The 15,594-nt window shown below is 60.5% G+C and carries 15 protein-coding genes; 14 read left to right on the forward strand and 1 reads right to left on the reverse strand.

The annotated features are described in order from the left end of the window. Window positions 1-6: 6 nt before the first annotated feature. From ACZYTD_RS09070 to ACZYTD_RS09135, 14 genes are all read left to right on the forward strand, one after another. Window positions 7-1,422 carry a nitrogenase component 1 gene (locus ACZYTD_RS09070; protein ID WP_463891415.1) on the forward strand — a complete coding sequence of 472 codons (1,416 nt, stop codon included), beginning with the start codon at window positions 7-9 and terminating at the stop codon, window positions 1,420-1,422. A gap of 120 nt (window positions 1,423-1,542) precedes the next feature. Further along, window positions 1,543-2,529 (forward strand): hypothetical protein, encoded by a 987-nt coding sequence (locus ACZYTD_RS09075; protein ID WP_463891417.1) that lies wholly within the window; start codon window positions 1,543-1,545, stop codon window positions 2,527-2,529. Between the two features lie 2 nt (window positions 2,530-2,531). Continuing rightward, a complete protein-coding gene (locus tag ACZYTD_RS09080) occupies window positions 2,532-3,047 on the forward strand; it encodes a NifB/NifX family molybdenum-iron cluster-binding protein (RefSeq protein WP_463891419.1) in 516 nt (171 codons plus the stop codon). Window positions 3,048-3,118: 71 nt separating this feature from the next. Next, on the forward strand, window positions 3,119-3,949 hold the full coding sequence (locus ACZYTD_RS09085) for an electron transfer flavoprotein subunit beta/FixA family protein (protein ID WP_463891420.1): 831 nt from the start codon (window positions 3,119-3,121) through the stop codon (window positions 3,947-3,949). Further along, window positions 3,946-5,007 carry an electron transfer flavoprotein subunit alpha/FixB family protein gene (locus ACZYTD_RS09090; RefSeq protein WP_463891421.1) on the forward strand — a complete coding sequence of 354 codons (1,062 nt, stop codon included), beginning with the start codon at window positions 3,946-3,948 and terminating at the stop codon, window positions 5,005-5,007. The genes ACZYTD_RS09085 and ACZYTD_RS09090 overlap by 4 nt, the downstream gene beginning before the upstream one ends. Before the next feature lie 27 nt (window positions 5,008-5,034). Beyond that, the gene (locus ACZYTD_RS09095) at window positions 5,035-7,419 is read left to right on the forward strand and encodes a 4Fe-4S dicluster domain-containing protein (protein ID WP_463891422.1); all 2,385 of its coding nucleotides are present in this window, start codon (window positions 5,035-5,037) and stop codon (window positions 7,417-7,419) included. A gap of 304 nt (window positions 7,420-7,723) precedes the next feature. After that, a complete protein-coding gene (locus tag ACZYTD_RS09100) occupies window positions 7,724-8,596 on the forward strand; it encodes a tetratricopeptide repeat protein (protein WP_463891423.1) in 873 nt (290 codons plus the stop codon). A 438-nt stretch (window positions 8,597-9,034) separates the two neighbouring features. Further along, the gene (locus tag ACZYTD_RS09105; RefSeq protein WP_463891425.1) at window positions 9,035-9,667 is read left to right on the forward strand and encodes a nitroreductase family protein; all 633 of its coding nucleotides are present in this window, start codon (window positions 9,035-9,037) and stop codon (window positions 9,665-9,667) included. 17 nt (window positions 9,668-9,684) lie between these two features. Further along, the gene (locus tag ACZYTD_RS09110) at window positions 9,685-10,950 is read left to right on the forward strand and encodes a glutamate-cysteine ligase family protein (RefSeq protein ID WP_463891427.1); all 1,266 of its coding nucleotides are present in this window, start codon (window positions 9,685-9,687) and stop codon (window positions 10,948-10,950) included. Beyond that, window positions 10,922-12,124 (forward strand): ABC transporter substrate-binding protein, encoded by a 1,203-nt coding sequence (locus ACZYTD_RS09115; RefSeq protein ID WP_463891428.1) that lies wholly within the window; start codon window positions 10,922-10,924, stop codon window positions 12,122-12,124. Before ACZYTD_RS09110 ends, ACZYTD_RS09115 begins: the two co-directional genes overlap by 29 nt. Further along, window positions 12,115-12,804, forward strand: coding sequence for a GTP-binding protein (locus ACZYTD_RS09120; protein WP_463891430.1), 690 nt, complete (start codon window positions 12,115-12,117; stop codon window positions 12,802-12,804). Before ACZYTD_RS09115 ends, ACZYTD_RS09120 begins: the two co-directional genes overlap by 10 nt. Before the next feature lie 46 nt (window positions 12,805-12,850). Then, window positions 12,851-13,861, forward strand: a complete 1,011-nt coding sequence (locus tag ACZYTD_RS09125; RefSeq protein ID WP_463891431.1) for an ATP-binding cassette domain-containing protein — start codon at window positions 12,851-12,853, stop codon at window positions 13,859-13,861. Window positions 13,862-13,925: 64 nt separating this feature from the next. After that, the gene (locus ACZYTD_RS09130; protein WP_463891432.1) at window positions 13,926-14,174 is read left to right on the forward strand and encodes a type II toxin-antitoxin system Phd/YefM family antitoxin; all 249 of its coding nucleotides are present in this window, start codon (window positions 13,926-13,928) and stop codon (window positions 14,172-14,174) included. Next, window positions 14,164-14,454, forward strand: a complete 291-nt coding sequence (locus ACZYTD_RS09135; RefSeq protein ID WP_463891434.1) for a type II toxin-antitoxin system RelE family toxin — start codon at window positions 14,164-14,166, stop codon at window positions 14,452-14,454. The genes ACZYTD_RS09130 and ACZYTD_RS09135 overlap by 11 nt, the downstream gene beginning before the upstream one ends. Window positions 14,455-14,574: 120 nt before the next feature. Here the strand turns inward: ACZYTD_RS09135 and ACZYTD_RS09140 are convergent, their stop codons facing one another. Further along, complete coding sequence (locus tag ACZYTD_RS09140; RefSeq protein WP_463891435.1) at window positions 14,575-15,444, reverse strand: ABC transporter ATP-binding protein; 870 nt, start codon at window positions 15,442-15,444, stop codon at window positions 14,575-14,577. Window positions 15,445-15,594: the final 150 nt, after the last annotated feature.

Below are 15,594 nucleotides of genomic sequence, written 5' to 3' on the forward strand. Positions count from 1 at the left end.
CAGAATATGTCTTGTGAGATTGCAGAAAAATCGGCCGCAGAGGTCAAGGTTCTGAAGAAGGAGCGCTCCGGGGTGATCAACCCCATGCTCGACTGCCAGCCCGCGGGCGCCCAGTTCGCCTGTATCGGCATCAAGGATTGTATCCCGCTGGTACACGGTGGCCAGGGCTGCTGCATGTTCGTCCGTCTACTGTTTGCGCAGCACTTCAAGGAGAACTTCGACATTGCCTCTTCATCCCTGCATGAGGAGTCGGCGGTATTCGGGGGCACCCAGCGCATCATGGATGGCGTCATGGTGTTGGCCAAACGTTACCCCGAGCTGCGCATCATCCCCATCATCACCACCTGCTCTACCGAGGTCATTGGGGATGACATCGAAGGCACCATCCGCATGGCCAACAAGGCCCTCAAAGAGGAGTTCCCGGAGCGGGAGATCCATCTGGTGGCGGTGCATACCCCCAGCTTCAAGGGCAGCCATGTCAGCGGTTACCACGAGGCGATGAGTTCACTGGTGAAGACGCTGGCCAAGAAGGGCAAGCCGACCGGGCAAGTCAACCTCTTCACCGGCTGGGTCAACCCGGGGGACGTGGAGCTGCTCAAGTATTACCTGAGCGAGATGCAGATCCCCGGCCATGTCTTCATGGACACCACGGCATTTGACTCGCCCATGTTGCCAGGCAAGGAGATCACCACCCATGGCCGCACCACGGTGGAAGATCTGCAAAACAGCGCCAATGCTATCGGCTCCATCAGTCTGGCCCGTTACGAGAGTGACAAACCGGCCCAGTTCCTGAGCGAAGAGTTCGATGTGCCTTTTGTGCCGACGGCGACCCCTTATGGCATCAAGGCCACCGATCTGCTGCTGCAAAACTTGAGCGAGCTGACGGGCAAGCCCATCCCCGACTCTCTGGTTCATGAGCGAGGCTTGGCGCTGGATGCCCTGGCCGATCTGACCCATATGTTCTTCGCCAACAAGAAGGTGGCCATCTATGGTCATGCGGATCAGGTGTTAGGGCTGGCGGAGTTCTGTCTGGAGCTGGAGATGGAGCCTGTGCTCTTGCTGCTGGGGGATGACAACAATAAATACAAGAAGGACTCGCGTATTGCCGAGCTCAAGAAGAAGGTCCACTTCGACATGGAGATAGTCACCAATGCCGACTTGTGGGATCTGGAGAGCCGCGTCAAGGATGGCACACTGCAGCTGGATCTGATCCTCGGTCACTCCAAGGGGCGCTACATCGCTATCGATAACAAGATCCCCATGGTGCGGGTGGGCTTCCCTACCTTCGATAGAGCCGGTCTCTACCGTAAGCCGCTCATGGGCTATCGGGGCGCGATGGAGCTGGCTGAAACCATAGTCAACACCCTCTTTGCCCACATGGAATACACCCATAACAAAGAGTGGATCCTCAATACCTGGTGAGTTCGCACTACTTGGTGAACGCCCTCAGGCCGCCCTTTCCGGGGCGGCCTGACTCGGGGTCTGGTCGGGTAGCCTGGTGGCGCCTGATGAGCGGTAGGGGAAATCAGCGAGGAGAGTGCCATGACATTTGAGTCTCAGCCTCTGGCTCCAATCGGCAGCCTGCTGGCGGCCTATCAGCGGCAGTTCGGATTGTGCTTGCGTCTGCCTGAGCTGCGTGAGTTGGAGATGTACAGCGGTAAGCGGCGCACTCTGCCGATGGCCGTACACGCTGACTGTGTGCCGATGCAAAGCGAGGTCCGTATCGATTGGCAGTTGCTGCCCTGGCTTGATGGTCCCTGGCAACTGCTGCACCTGCTGGAGGCCAGTTTTGCACTGGCACCGGATGGGCAACTGGAAGGGACAAGTAGTTGGCAGCGTTATCTGAGCCTGCCGCGCCGTAACCTGAGCGAAAAGTTGGTGGCCGAGAGCTATCGCCTGCTGCGGATTGTCCGGGTCGCCTTGCTGCATCCTCAGGGACAGGTAAAGGGGCGCTGGACGCGGGAGGGGGCACCAGAGCTGATCCGCTTGGGGTGCCATGCCAACGCCTACCCGTTGCAGTTGGGGATCACGCCTGTGGGGCTGCAGCTATTGCAATCCCTGCTGCTCTACTACCTGCAAGAGCGGGATGCCGATCGGGTTGGCCCGGCCTATCTGGAGGCCATGCTGCAGAGCTACTTCACCGATCTGGTGGGTGAGTTGCGCGGCTTTGAGGATGAGGACAGGGCGCTGTGCCAGTTTCGCCCCGGGATTGGCCTCAACCGCCATTGGCGTCTGGTCTGCCATAACCCCCGCTACCGAGTGGAGGAGGGCTATTGCCTGTTGCAACTGGGTCCACGCTTTGCCGCGGGGGAGTGCCACCCCATAGATTTTATTTTGCGGCTCAATGACACGCTCTATCGGGTACCTATGGAGGCCCTGGTGGCCCAACCCGGTAGCCAAGAAACCCTGCGCCACGCTATCGCCCTGCAGGCGCTGGCGGGGTGGCAGATCCAGGCTGGGGATGCCGGAGCCGATCTGAACTCATCGGCGACCTCTTTCACCACCTTGTTCCACGCCAAGGAGATCTAACCATGTCAAATTCAGCTTCAAGCAAGATTGGCCATCTGCGGGTGGCGCTCTGCTCCAATAACCTGACCCATGTGGATGCCGCCTTCTCGTTTGCCCGTCAGGTGGTGTTCTACGACGTGAGCTATGACCAGATCGAGTTTCTGGATGTGGCCAAGTTTGCCGCGCCAGCCCGGCGCAGTACGGCCGCCCAGCAGGCTGAGAAGCAGGGCCCGGGCGCCGGGCGTAAGGGCGGCTGTTGCATGGCCGAGCTAGGCGGCAGTGAGGTGGATCAACTGGCGGCGCGGGTGGCGGCGCTGGAGGGGTGCTCGGTGATCTTCAGCTTTGGTCTTAACGATCTGGCGGCAGTACGCATCCGCGATGCCAAGGTCTTCCCGGTGAAGATTGAACAGGTGCGCGAGGTGGATCAGGTTCTGGGCTCCTTGCAGTGGATGATGAATCACAACCCGCCCCTCTGGCTGCGCCGAGCCCTGGGCTATGGCATAGCCGATACCGACTATCGGGTGGCGCTGGCCGTTTAGCTAAACAGCTAAGTGCGGTCAGCCAGATAGAGGATTGGAGCTGGCAAGGTACTCATGAGGAAGGGGTAAGCATGGAGCAGATCAAATTGATGGTGATGGCGCGCAGCGTGGTGGATGGCTCTTTGCCTCTGCCGCTGGAGCCCATGACCGGCAGCCCGGATCTGGCACACGCCAGCTGGGTGCTAAACCCGTTTGATGAGGTGGCCATTGAAGCCGCAGTACGACTACGCGCCACGCTGGCCGCCGAGGTACCCGCCCTAGCTTGCGAATTGCTGGTGGTGGGGTATGCCGATAGTGCTGGCGTGGCTGCCGTAGAGCGGGCCCTGGCGCTGGGGGGCGACAGGGCCCTGCTGTTGGCTGAGATGGCCCCCTCATCGCTCTTCCATTCCACCCTGACCAGTCAGGGCCTGCTGCCCGCACTGCTGGAGCTGATCCACGCCGAGCAGCCCCATCTGCTGCTGCTCGGGCGCATGGCCTATGGCCAGGAGCAGGGTGAGCTGGCGCCTATGCTGGCAGGGGCGTTGGGGTGGCCGCTGGCCATGGCGATCAGCGAGGTAACGTGGGGCTCATCGAGTGAAAACGGGGTGAGCGGCTCGGCAATTCAGGTGCTGCAACGGCGCAGCGAACGGCTGCACCGTGCTTTGCTCCGCCTGCCGGCCGTGGTGAGTTGTGAACTGGACTTGGCTACACCGCGTTATCTCTCTTTGCCGGCTCTGGTGGCGGCCCGCCGTAAGCCCAAGCAGAGCTGGCTCTCATCTGCAACGGGCGCAGCGCGACCTCACCTGCAGCTGACCCATTGGCAAGGGCAGCCCGCCCGAGGCGCGGTGCAGAAACTGGCCAATGTGGCGGCGCTGGTCGAACTGATCCAGGCGCAAACTCAGTCAGCAGGAGGTAAACCATGAAGTGGTTACTGTTAGCCGATCAACGTCAGGGAGAGTTAACCCAGGCGACCCTGCGCACTCTGGGTGCCCTGCAGGCGTTTGCCGGGGAGTCTCACCTCTGGCTGCATGCCTTGGCCTCAGAGCAGCCCCGACTGCTGGCCCAGGCTGCTCAATTGGGCATAGCGCGACTCTTTTTTATCGAATCCCCGGCGGCTGAGGCATTCAGCCTGTATCGAGAGGCGGCGCTATTAGGCGACATGCTGGGCGACTATGTTGCTCTACTTGCCCCCCACCACCATGAAAGCGTGGCCCTGCTGGGGCTCTTGGCCGGACAACAACAACGGCCCCTCTACTGCGAGGTCTCCGCCCTAGCCGGGGTTGAAGACGAGGCAAAAGACGAGGCGAATGGACAAGAGGCAAAAGCGACACCCACTCGTCTGTTGCTGCCGCTCTTTGATCAACATGCCGCCTGGGTCACCCTGCCACCGGCTCCCATGCCCTGGCTGATGACCCTGCGCAGCAGTCACTTCCCGCTGGCCGAGAGCCGGGGCAGTGAGGGCTGGTTACCGGAGCAGCAGACGCTGCAGCTGACTGAGCCGAAGCCCGAGGCGTCAACGCCATGGCGTTCGTTGCGGGTGGATCCATTGCCGCAACCCGAGCAGCGCCTGGATGAGGCGCGCTGGGTGGTGGCGGGCGGTCGCCCTCTGGGTAAGCGGCTGTTGCCTCTGCTGCAACCCTTGGCCGATGCCCTGGGCGCCGGGCTGGGGGCCACACGCGGAGCCGTGGATGCCGGCATGGCGCCAGCCCGCTGTCAGATTGGGCAGACCGGAGCCCATATCGCCCCCGAGCTCTATCTGGCTGTGGGGATTTCTGGCGCCCCTCAGCATCTGGCCGGAATAACGCAGAGCCGCTGCATCGTTGCCATCAACAAAGATGCCAATGCTCCTCTGGTGCAGCAGGCCGACTATCTGCTGCAGGCGGACATGTTTGAGGTGCTGCCATCACTGCTGGCGGCATTGGAGCGCGAGCCGGTGACCGGGGGCGTGAGCGATGCGCTTTGTGTCGATGCCGTAGGCTGAGAGTCGTGAACAACGGGAGGGGCGCGGATGAGTGAGCCTAAGCATGATGAGCTGGCAATGGAGTTAAGCTATGACGTGGTCATAGTGGGGGCCGGTCCTGCCGGGCTGGCGGCAGGCATAGCGCTGAAACAGCGGCAACCTGCCCTGCAAGTCTGCTTGCTGGAGAAGGGGGCCGAGGTGGGGGCTCATCTGCTCTCCGGCGCCCTGGTGCCCCCGGATCTGCTTGATGATCTGTTTGCCGATCACGCCTGGCACAGCGAGCCGCCACAAGGCACCCGGGTGCAGCGTCATAGCTGGCGTTATCTGCTGGCTAAGGGAAGCCTGGATGTGCCGATGAGCCTGCTCCCCCCTGCGCTGCGTCGAGCCCATGAGCCGTTACAGATCCTCTCGCTGGGTGCCCTGTGCCGCTGGCTGGCCGATGAAGCCCAGGCGCTGGGTGTCGAGATCTTCACGGCTCAAGCGGTCGTAGCGGGCTGTTATAACCGGCAAGGTAGACTGGTCGGCGTCCAAACCGCTGAGGCAGGACGAACCCCGGAAGGAGAGGTGGGGCCAGGTTATGCCCCCGGCATCCGCATCGGCGCCCGCTATACGCTGGTAGCCGAGGGGGCCCGAGGCTCCTTGAGTCGCGAGTTGGAGGGGCGTTATGAGTTGCGTCGCGGTGTCGCCCCACAACGCTATGCCCTGGGGCTCAAGGAGTGTTGGCAGAGTCCCACCCCGCGCTGGCCGGCCGGTGAGGTGATCCACACCCTGGGTTGGCCTATCCCGGCGCTGGCGGGGGGCGGTTTTATCTATGCCAGCAGTGAATATGAGCTACAACTTGGTCTGGTCCTGCCCCTGGACTATGGCGATAGCGAGCTGGACCCGTTTGCCCGGTTTATGCAATTTAAGCAACATCCCCAGATAGCCAAGTTGTTGAGCGGGGCCGAGCGCCAGGGCTTTGGTGCCCGAACCCTGGCTGAAGGGGGGTGGCAAGCCTTGGGTCGTTTGAGCTTTCCCGGCGGAGCCCTGCTAGGGTGTGCCGCCGGACTCCTGGACTTGCGCCGTCAGCAGGGCATACCCGCCGCCATCGCCTCGGGCATAGTGGTGGCCGAAAGCCTGATCGGCGCCTTGCGCCAAACCCTGGATGGGAGACCCATCCCACAAACTCTAGATGGGACACCCATCTTGCCAACTCTAGATGGGACACCCATCTCAGATAGGACCCCCAATGTTAATCCGCCCAATGTTAATCCGCTAAGGCAGGAGGGATTCCCGCTGAGCCAACCGTTGGCGGCAGGGATGCCGCCATCGAGCCCCCAGGGAGGGGTTGACGGCGTGTTGGCGAAGGGGAATGCCTCAGCATCTGTCTCACTCACCGAGGGGATGACCGAGGGGACACCAACTCTAGATGGAACACCCATCTCAGATAGGACCCTCAATGTTAATCCGCCCAATGTTAATCCGCTAAGGCAGGAGGGATTCCCGCTGAGCCAACCGTTGGCGGCAGGGATGCCGCCATCGAGCCCCCAGGGAGGGGTTGACGGCGTGTTGGCGAAGGGGAATGCCTCAGCATCTGTCTCACTCACCGAGGGAGCCCTGACCGAGTGGACACCAACTCTAGATGGGACACCCATCTCAGATAGGACCCTCAATGTTAATCCGCCCAATGTTAATCCGCTAAGGCAGGAGGGATTCCCGCTGAGCCAACCGTTGGCGGCAGGGATGCCGCCATCAAGCCGCCCCCAGGGAGGGGTTGACGGCGAGTTGGTGAAGGGGAATGCCTCCGCATCTTTCTCACTCACCGAGGGAGCTCTGACCGAGGGGATAACCGAGGGGACACCCACCGACTTAGCCGCCTATGATATGGCGGTGCGGGAGGGCGCGATAGGGCAGGCGCTGCGCGAGGCGCAAGCGATCAAACCCGCCTTCACGCGTCTGGGCGCGCATGGCGGCTTGCTCTATCTGGGCCTTCACTACTGGTTAACGCAGTGGGGGCTGGGCTTGCCCCTACTTAAGGGGGCGCAGGCCGATCACCTCGCCTGTTTGCAGGAGGCGAGGCGTTTGCAGGCGCAGCGTGAGGGAGAGCTCTTCTGCCCACCCGAGCCTGCTGCAGTGGCGCCAGGTTCGCAGTCTGGTGAGTTGCAACAGGAGCGGGATAGCGCGCTGTTTTTCGCTCACTTGACGGGGGGAGTGCAGCCCTGTCATCTGCAAGGGGTGAAGGGGGCTAGCGTGAATGATGAGCAGCAGAAGCTGGCGCTGCGGGTGCTCAGCCACTGCTGCCCGGGGGGCGTCTATAGTCTGGAGCAGGGGCACCTGAGCTTGCAGCCGGAGAATTGCCTGCACTGCAAATGTTGCGAGATCAAGGATCCGCGCCAGCAGGTGCGCTGGACACCGCCAGAGGGGGGCTCGGGCCCACGTTATCGACTGCTCTAGCTCTGTTTCTCATCCACGTCTGTGACGCTAAGTGCAAAACAGTTGGAGCTCAGCTCTGGCTGCGGGGGATACCCTCTTTCGCCAACTCGCCATCAACCCCTCCCTGGGGGCTCGATGGCGGCATCCCTGCCGCCAACGGTTGGCTCAACAGGTTATCCCCCTTTGCTAAGTGACTGGACCTTGCTCCTGCTTGTTTAGCGACCTACTGTTTAAACATGGGATTAGATGAAGTCCGTTTGTATCTCCGTTCACTCGCTGCTTTTTTTTGGTAATACTCGCTAGATAATGGTTCTGGGGTGTGGTGATGAAAAGTAATGTGAGTATCGGACTGATGATATTGGCTCTGTGCATGTTTCAGCCATTGGCGGCTAAAGATTGGAGTCCAAATACTCTTGCTGAGGTACAGCAAGCAGCCGAGCAGGGGCTTGCCGAAGCGCAGTTTGCCCTTGGGGCAATGTATGCCGATGGTCTAGGGGGGACTCAGGATGCTCAGCAGGCGGAGGCTTGGTTTCGCAAAGCAGCTGAGCAGGGTCATGCCAAAGCGCAGTTTGCTCTTGGGGCAATGTATGCCAATGGTCTAGGTGTAACACCGGATGCTAAACAGGCGGAGGCATGGTTTCGCAAAGCGGCCTTGCAGGGGCTTGCCGAAGCGCAGTTTGCTATCGGGGCAATGTATGCCGATGGTCTGGGTGTGACTAAGGATGCTAAACAGGCGGTGCTCTGGTTCAGTAAGGCGGCCGAGCGGGGGCTTGTCCAAGCTCTGTACGCCCTTGGAACGAGCTATGCCACCGGGCAAGGGGTGACAAAAGATGCTAAACAAGCCGTGGCATTGTATCGCAAGGCAGCCGAGCAGGGGCATGCTCGAGCGGAGTACTCTCTCGGGGCTATGTATGCCACTGGTCAAGGGGTGACACAGGACACCACTCAGGCGATGACTTGGTTCCGCAAGGCGGCCATGCGGGGAGATGTCGATGCACAGTTCGCCCTCGGAGCTACTTATGCTACCACACAGGATCCTCAGCAAGCTTATGCTTGGTACTCTGTCGCTGCCGCCAACGGGAATCAAAAGGCCATTAAATATCGTGATAACGCGGCCGAGTTCTTATCTCCTACTGCGTTGTTGGAGGCTCAACAGCTGGCGGCACGTTATTTTGAGCAATGCCAGACGAAACCATAGCGGCAATTCCGAACTAAGGAAGCTATATCATCACCTATACACAACAACTCCCGTTTGTTTGCTAGTCATTAATTCACCTCAAGAAGCAGGTGTGGGTAACAACGCTCGGCTGGCGTGTTCGCCAGTGGATTCGCCCGAGCGTTAGTCGAATCGTTCCGCCCTGTACCTTTACTCTGGGGTCTGCACCTCCAGGTACACAAGCCATCGCAGCCAGGAACAGATCACTTTATGGTCTCTTAGCTTGCGCAATTTATCCCTCTCTAAAATCGGTCACATTGCCGCGCTACCTTTCAGATTATCTCTCCACACCAGTTCATCTCGCTAAATCTGGCCATTTTATGGATTTTGCACCGATTGGCACAAGGCTTGATACGCAGTGGAACAAGGCTTGAGAATTCGTGCTCAATGCCACTTGCAGCCAAACGGTTAGGGAGTTGTATGGAGAGTCAGCGCAATCCGGCATTGGCGTTATTGCTTGAACGACGCTCGGATCCTCATCTGTGCGAGCCTGCGCCTGATGGTGACGAGTTGGCCCTGATGATGTCGGCGGCCCGGCGGGTGCCGGATTTTCACCATCTGCAGCCCTATCGTTTTTTGCTGGCTCAAGGGGAGGGGCGACTCAGGCTCGGCGCCTTGATGCAAGAGGCTGCGCTGGTGGCGGGTAAGCCTGAGACGACTCAGGAGCGCGTGAGGCGAATGCCGCTGCGGGCGCCGCTCATCATACTGGTGGTGGCCTCACCCAAGCCTAACCCCCTGGTGCCGTTATTTGATCAGCAACTGGCGGCTGGCTGCACTGTGCTCACCCTGCAACTGGCCGCCCGGGCTCTGGGATATGGTGCCATCTGGCGGTCAGGTTGGCTTATGTATGACAAGCACTTTGCCCGGCTTCTGGGGTTGGGGCCGGAGGAGCATTTTGTCGGGTTTCTCTATGTTGGCACTGTGGATCTGAGGGGTGAGGTGGAGTCGGGGGCAGCCCCATTGCCTCTGAACTCGGTTATGTCAGACAAGGCAACGTCAGCCAAGTCTATGGCAGAGCAGAGCGTGTCAGAGGATAGGGTGCAGTGGCTATGAGTTTCCAAGGAGGCGTTATGAGCTATGGATCCTGTGTGGAGGAGGTATCGCTACGCTGCGGCATAGAGTACGAGTACCTCTTGTCGGTGCAAGAGAGCGGCGGGAGGCGGTTGCTCGATCACACCACGTTGGCGTTTGCTCAACTTCAGGCCTGGTTGGCGCATAAGCCAGGGTGCTGCGATCTGAGTCTGGCGACCGGCGATCTGGGGGTGAAGAGCGGCTACTGGTATCTGGAGGGCGATGAGCGTTTCGATGAGCAGGGCCATTTCACCACCCTGGCAGTGAAGGGGATCGAGATCCGCACACCGCCCAGACCCAGTGTCGAGGCGGCGCTCGGCTCCTTGCTGGCCATAGAGCAGGCGCTTGCCAGCGTGTTGGCCAGCCGCCAGATGCAGTTGGCGATAGCGGGGTTTAACCCCTATCTGGACAGGTATGAGCATCAGCCCCCCTTAAACGGTTGGGAGCGCCAGCTGCGTTCCGAGCACCAGGCCTATGATGCCGCCCATGTCTCGACCCTGAGCTTTGGCCCCGATATCAACCTCTCCTTTGCCCACTTTTCCCAAGCGCAGGCGCTGGCGGCCACGCGGCGCCTTATCAGTTGGGCGCCCTACATAGTTCCCTTTAGCTTTAGCTCTCCTTGTTACAGCGGGCGGCGTTGGGAGGGGTGGTCCAAGCGTACCTTCGAGCGCCATACCCTGCGCCCTACCGCCAAGCTGTTCTGGGCTCAGGCTCAGGCCAAGTTTCAGGATCAACCACACGCCGTTACCGAAACCAGCGAGAGCCGCCACCCGCTGATCTATCCGCCCCGGCTGCCGAGTGAGCAGGGTCGAATTGAGTTCAAGGCCTTTGATGCCATACCCAGCCAAGAGTTGCTGCAGGCCTGCTGCTATCTGCTGATAGGGCTCTGTCTGGCTGATGAGATGCCCGAGCCGGCTGAGCTGGACGCAAGCGAACTCTTTCAATTGGCGGCCCGTCAGGGCTTTGATGAGCCGCAGATCTATGCTGGTGCTCAGCGGGCACTCATCAGTGCCCGGTGTGCACTGCTACAGCGGGGAATGGGAGCAGGGGTACTGGCGCTGGCCCCCCTGGCCCAGTTGCTTCAAGCGCGTTCCACTCCCGCTGAGTCTCTCTTGCACCACTATGCCCAGAGTGGATGCCTCTATCTGCCGGGTGGCTTGCAGGCCTACCCTACGTTAGGGCGGCCTGAGCCTCGCCTGACGCCATCCTTGCCGCACTATCCGGGGGAAAGTGAAGATGCTGAATGTCGATTCACCCTGTGCTGAGCATGTTACCCCACCTGCGCCTGACTTGAGCCGGGCGCAGCTTGGGGTGGCCCAAGCGGCGGCTCCCCATACGCCTTTGGTGACGGCACTGGCCACTTGCCCTGATTTTCTGGGGCGTATGCCCATTCCATTGCGATCTGTCTTCAAGGCGGGGATCGACAGGGTTGTCGCCCAACATCAGGCCGCCACAGGTCGAACCCTGCGGGCCAATGCGCTGACGGGGGGCGAGTGGTTTGCCCCCTTTGCCAGCGTGATGCAGAGCCGTCGGGCCGAGGATCTGCCCGCACTGCTGGCGGTCACCTGCTCGGCCGAGATGCTCAACACCCCGTTGCAGGAGCACTATCGCTGTGGACCTCTGTTGCCGCAGCATGCTTATCACCCCCTGTGTCAGCAGGCCGGGCTTATTGATCCGCTGGGCATATTTCAACTGCTGGCACTCATCCCCTTTGTGCTGCTGGTGGATGAGCAGAAGTTGGGGGCGCTGCCCCTGCCCAGACGCTGGGCCGATCTGCTCGACCCTTGCTATCGCCAGCAGATCGTCTTCGGTGGTTGGCGCGCCTCGCCCCATGAGCCCTATCAGGAGTGCAACCGCTTCTTGCTGCTCAATCTGTGGCAGGCGTTTGGCCCCAGCGGCGTGCAGGCCTTTGCCGCCAATGTGCGTGGTTTACTGCACCATGCACGCATAGCGCGTGACTTTGCTCGTCCAGGCAGTGACGAGTGTGGGGCCATTGCCATACTGCCCTGGGCCCAGGCCCAACTCTGCCCCCAGCGCCAGCATACCCGCATCATCTGGCCGGAGGAGGGGGCCTACACCATGCCCATCGCCGTCATGGTTCAGCCGGGTGCCCGCTTGCGCGTTAAGCCGTTGCTCGATTACCTGTTGGGGCCTGAGCTGGCCTGTCTGCTCAACCGCAACTTTTACCCGTCGGCGCTGCAGGCGGATCTGTTCGCAAACGAGACACCGCCGTGGGCGCAGTTGCCTGAGGCGGCTCGTTTTAACTGGTTAGGCTGGTCTCACGTTCGCGCTCAGGATATGAACGCCCAGAGCGAGGCCGCCCAGCAACACTTCTTCAACTGCTGGTCTGCGCAAGCGACTCAATCGATTCAATCATCTCAACCTATTCAATCTGAGCCAGCGTGGGCAACTGGTAGTCGGGAGGGCGTATGCAGCTAATTACCGTGGCGGGAGCCCCGTCAGTCGGCAAGAGTGCCGTGATCGTGCAGGCCATCAAGCAACTGCGCAGCCAGGGGCGCAAGGTGGGAGTGGTGAAGTTCGATGCTCTCTCCACTGCCGATGACGAACTCTATCGTCGCCAGGAGGTGCCGGTACGGGTGGGGCTCTCGGGGGCGCTCTGCCCGGATCACTTCTTTGTCACCAACATAGACGATTGCTTGAGCTGGGGAGTACAGCAGGGGTTTGATCTGCTTATCAGCGAAAGCGCCGGCTTGTGCAATCGTTGTGCCCCCCACATCAAACAGGTGATGGCCGTCTGTGTGGTCGATGCCCTGGCCGGGGTGCATACCCCCAAGAAGATAGGCCCCATGCTGCGCATGGCTGATCTGGTGGTGATCACCAAGGGGGATATCATCTCCCAGGCCGAGCGGGAGGTCTTTACCTTCAACACCCGGCTGGCTAACCCCAGGGCACGAACCCTGCTGTGCAATGGTATCACGGGGCAGGGGAGCCGCGAGCTGGCCCGCGCCATGAGCCAGGCGGCGGAATTTACCTCCCTGGTGGGCAACCATCTGCGCTTTCCCATGCCATCGGCCACCTGCCCTTACTGCGTCGGCGAGACCGCCATAGGTGAGCAGCACCAGCGTGGCAATGTGAAGAAGATGAATTTCGATGTGTAAGCAATTGAACGAGATGCTAGTAGCGAACAACCATAAGGAGTCCGTGATGACAGAAGCAGAGCTCTGTGCCATGCCCATGAGCCAACTGTTGGCGCGCCAGTCCGAGATAGCGGGCTTCGTCTATGAGCTGGGGCTCTCGCCCGCCCAGCAAGCGGGCAGTGTCGGCGCCTGGCTTGGGGCCTTGAGTGAAGAGCAGGTGGCCGATAGCGGTCTGCCCCGCGCCCTCTTGTTGCCCCATCTGTTGCAGATGTGGCAAGAGGTGGGACGGATGCGACAGGCGTGTGAGCTGCAGGTTCAGAGCCTGACCCTGGTTCCGGGGATCAACAAGTTAGGGGAGCCTGAGTCACAGGGGTTGACGGTGCGAGCCGGAGAGATCATCTCAGTGGTGGGGCCGACCGGCTCGGGCAAGAGCTGCTTGCTGGCGGATATTGAGTCTCTTACCCAGGGGGATAGCCCGACCCAGCGCCAGATCTTGCTAAATGGCTCCCCTGTGGGAGAAGCGTTGCGCGGCACACTGCAGCACAGGCTGGTAGCCCAACTGTCGCAGAATATGAACTTTGTGGTCGATCTGTCGGTGGCCGAGTTTGTCACCCTGCACGCCCGCTGTCGTCTGGCCGAGCCCCTGGCTCCCCTGGTCGAGCAGGTAATAGCGTGTGCCAATGAGCTGACGGGTGAGAAGTTCAACGCCAGCACCTCGGTCACCCAGCTCTCAGGCGGCCAGAGTCGGGCCCTGATGATAGCCGATACCGCCCTGCTCGGTGCCGCCCCCATAGTGCTGATCGATGAGATAGAAAATGCCGGGGTCGATCGGGAGCGGGCGCTGGCCCTCTTGGTGAGCAAGGAGAAGATCATCTTTATCTCCACCCACGACCCGCTGCTCGCCCTGCGTGCCCACAAGCGCCTGGTGATCCGCCACGGCGGCATCCACGCCATCTACACCACCTCGCCACAGGAGCAGGAGAACCTCACCCGTCTGGAGCAGTTAGAGCAGGTGATGCTGCAAGTGCGTGACGCCCTAAGGCAAGGCGAGCGGATAGAGGCGGTGGCGTGGAGTTAGGCTGGAAACCTGCTTTAAAGACCACTATGATGACCTAATAAGAGACCGATTAGGAGCATCTATCATGACGGCGCGAATTCTTGCCGATGTAGCGGCCAGCATCACCGAATTTAAGGCGAACCCCATGAAGGTGGTGGGCAGCGCCTATGGTGAACCGGTTGCGGTATTAAACAGAAATGAACCCGCTTTTTACTGTGTTCCTGCCGAGGCCTATGAGCGCCTGATGGAGCGGCTTGAGGATCTGGAGCTGCTGGCCATCGCCAGAGAGCGCCAGAGCGAAGCCAGCATAGCGGTAAACGTGCATGACCTATAGCCTGGCGTTTAAAAAATCGGCGCAAAAAGAGTGGAGTAAACTGGGCTCAACGGTTCGGGAGCAGTTCAAGAAAAAGCTAATTGAGCGGCTGGAAAACCCCCATGTGCCTGCCGCAAGGCTCTCAGGTGCTGACAATATCTACAAGATCAAACTACGGCAATCGGGATATCGGCTTGTGTATCAGGTGGAGGATAATATTATTACCGTGATTGTCCTTTCCGTTGGCAAACGTGAGCGCAGCGAAGTATATAAGGCGGCAATTAGCCGAGTTGAGCAGTAGGTTGAGCCTAAACCGGCTTAACGCGCACCAAGCCTAAATCTAGAGCCAAACCCCATCCCGGCCTTCCCCTTGAAAAAAGGGGAAGAAGCAAAAGCCCAAGTCAAAATCAACGCCCAAGTGTTACCAGCCTGAATGGGCCACTGCGCAGCGCTCGGGCAGCAGCACTTGTCGGCCGCTTTGCAGGGTGTGACAGGCGATGGGCAGATCGTAGAGCTGTTGCAAGTTGGCAGGGGTCAGCACCGCCGCGGGGGGGCCACTTTGTAGTATGCGCCCCTCATCGAGCAGTATGACGCGGCTGGCGGCGTGCAGGGCATGCTCCGGGTGGTGGGTGGTCATCAGGATGCCGAGCCCACTTGTAGCCCCGAGCCCACTCGTAGCCCCGAGCCCATCGGCAGCAAGAGTAGCGAGCGTCTCCAGCAAGCGATACTGGTTACCGTAATCCAGGCCGTTGACCGGCTCATCGAGGATGAGCAGCCGCGCCTCCTGGGCCAGGGCCCTGGCTATCATCACCAGCTGGCGCTCGCCACCGGAGAGCCGGGTGTAGGGACGGTGGGCCAGATGGCTGATGCGCAGTCGCTGCAGAGTTTGCGCGACCAGGGCCTCATCTTCCGCCGAGGGTTGGTCAAACAGGCCCTGGTGGGGCAGGCGCCCCAGCATCACCACCTCGTGGGCACTGTAGGGAAAGGGGGCTTGATGTTGCTGGGGCACATAGGCGATGGCGCGGGCCAACTGCTGGCGGCTGTAGCTGGCAAGTGGCTTACCATCGAGCCAGACGCTCCCCTGCAGGGGGTCTGCAAAGCCCAGCAGCAGGCGCAGCAGTGTGCTCTTGCCGGCACCGTTGCGCCCCAGCAGCGCCACGCACTCGCCCTGTTGCAGTTGCAACTCGGCGCCGCGCAGTACTGGCTGTTTCTGATAGCGGTAGTGCAGATCCCACGCGGCCAGCCCCTGTGGCGGCAAGGTGGTATGAATGGGGTGATTAGCGTTAATCACGGTGTGCCCCCTATTCTGTGATGGTTCATTCAATGGAATTTCCGGTTTTTATTCATTTACTCACTGCCCACTTTGTTCGTTCCTGGTGCCTGGTGTAACGAAGGAGAGATAGCCCTTCGAGCCAACCGTTGGTGGCAGGGATGCCACCAT

This window comes from Pseudaeromonas sp. HNCC25DJ180 (assembly GCF_055413345.1).

Coding starts and splice junctions, on each gene's coding strand:
- ACZYTD_RS09110 (WP_463891427.1), top strand. CDS start 9,685: ATGAGCTATGGATCCTGTGTGGAGGAGGTATCGCTACGCTGCGGCATA.
- ACZYTD_RS09070 (WP_463891415.1), top strand. CDS start 7: ATGTCTTGTGAGATTGCAGAAAAATCGGCCGCAGAGGTCAAGGTTCTG.
- ACZYTD_RS09125 (WP_463891431.1), top strand. CDS start 12,851: ATGACAGAAGCAGAGCTCTGTGCCATGCCCATGAGCCAACTGTTGGCG.
- ACZYTD_RS09120 (WP_463891430.1), top strand. CDS start 12,115: ATGCAGCTAATTACCGTGGCGGGAGCCCCGTCAGTCGGCAAGAGTGCC.
- ACZYTD_RS09080 (WP_463891419.1), top strand. CDS start 2,532: ATGTCAAATTCAGCTTCAAGCAAGATTGGCCATCTGCGGGTGGCGCTC.
- ACZYTD_RS09115 (WP_463891428.1), top strand. CDS start 10,922: ATGCTGAATGTCGATTCACCCTGTGCTGAGCATGTTACCCCACCTGCG.
- ACZYTD_RS09135 (WP_463891434.1), top strand. CDS start 14,164: ATGACCTATAGCCTGGCGTTTAAAAAATCGGCGCAAAAAGAGTGGAGT.
- ACZYTD_RS09090 (WP_463891421.1), top strand. CDS start 3,946: ATGAAGTGGTTACTGTTAGCCGATCAACGTCAGGGAGAGTTAACCCAG.
- ACZYTD_RS09095 (WP_463891422.1), top strand. CDS start 5,035: ATGAGTGAGCCTAAGCATGATGAGCTGGCAATGGAGTTAAGCTATGAC.
- ACZYTD_RS09100 (WP_463891423.1), top strand. CDS start 7,724: ATGAAAAGTAATGTGAGTATCGGACTGATGATATTGGCTCTGTGCATG.
- ACZYTD_RS09085 (WP_463891420.1), top strand. CDS start 3,119: ATGGAGCAGATCAAATTGATGGTGATGGCGCGCAGCGTGGTGGATGGC.
- ACZYTD_RS09105 (WP_463891425.1), top strand. CDS start 9,035: ATGGAGAGTCAGCGCAATCCGGCATTGGCGTTATTGCTTGAACGACGC.
- ACZYTD_RS09130 (WP_463891432.1), top strand. CDS start 13,926: ATGACGGCGCGAATTCTTGCCGATGTAGCGGCCAGCATCACCGAATTT.
- ACZYTD_RS09075 (WP_463891417.1), top strand. CDS start 1,543: ATGACATTTGAGTCTCAGCCTCTGGCTCCAATCGGCAGCCTGCTGGCG.